Here is a 373-nt window from a genome sequence, read left to right as displayed (position 1 = left end):
CTATCTGCCAGAAATCCACGGTCCATCATCACAGGATCATGCATCGGATAACTCCACACCTGCAGGTGAAATCACACCATCTTTATAATATTTTTTGTCCTTATTTTCAGAATTTAAGAATGAGATATAGTCGGCTTCCTGAGAAAATAAACCATGGAATTTTTTAATGGATATTAAAATAGACACTATCCAAGAATTGGGTTCAACTTGAAGATCTATCGGTAATTCGCGTTGTGGGTTATACAACAGCAACGAATTTTCCTCATGTATATCCAAACTATAACGGCCTTGGTTAAAAACGAATTTAGTACCTCCTTTGATACAGAAATGAAATTGAATAAACGTGCTATCTATGTCTTTTGCAACACTTTGA

The 373-nt window shown here is 35.4% G+C and carries 1 protein-coding gene; it reads right to left on the bottom strand.

Annotated elements, in window-relative coordinates:
- Nucleotides 1–36 precede the first annotated feature (36 nt).
- Nucleotides 37–373 (bottom strand): hypothetical protein (locus H4O21_RS28015; RefSeq protein ID WP_220495846.1); only part of this gene is annotated, 337 nt, incomplete at its 5' end.

It is taken from the genome of Oceanospirillum sediminis (assembly GCF_014164585.1).
In the GTDB taxonomy this organism is placed as follows: domain Bacteria; phylum Pseudomonadota; class Gammaproteobacteria; order Pseudomonadales; family Halomonadaceae; genus Oceanospirillum; species Oceanospirillum sediminis.
Note: the sequence above shows the minus strand (reverse complement) of the source record. Positions and strands in the feature narration are given on the sequence as shown.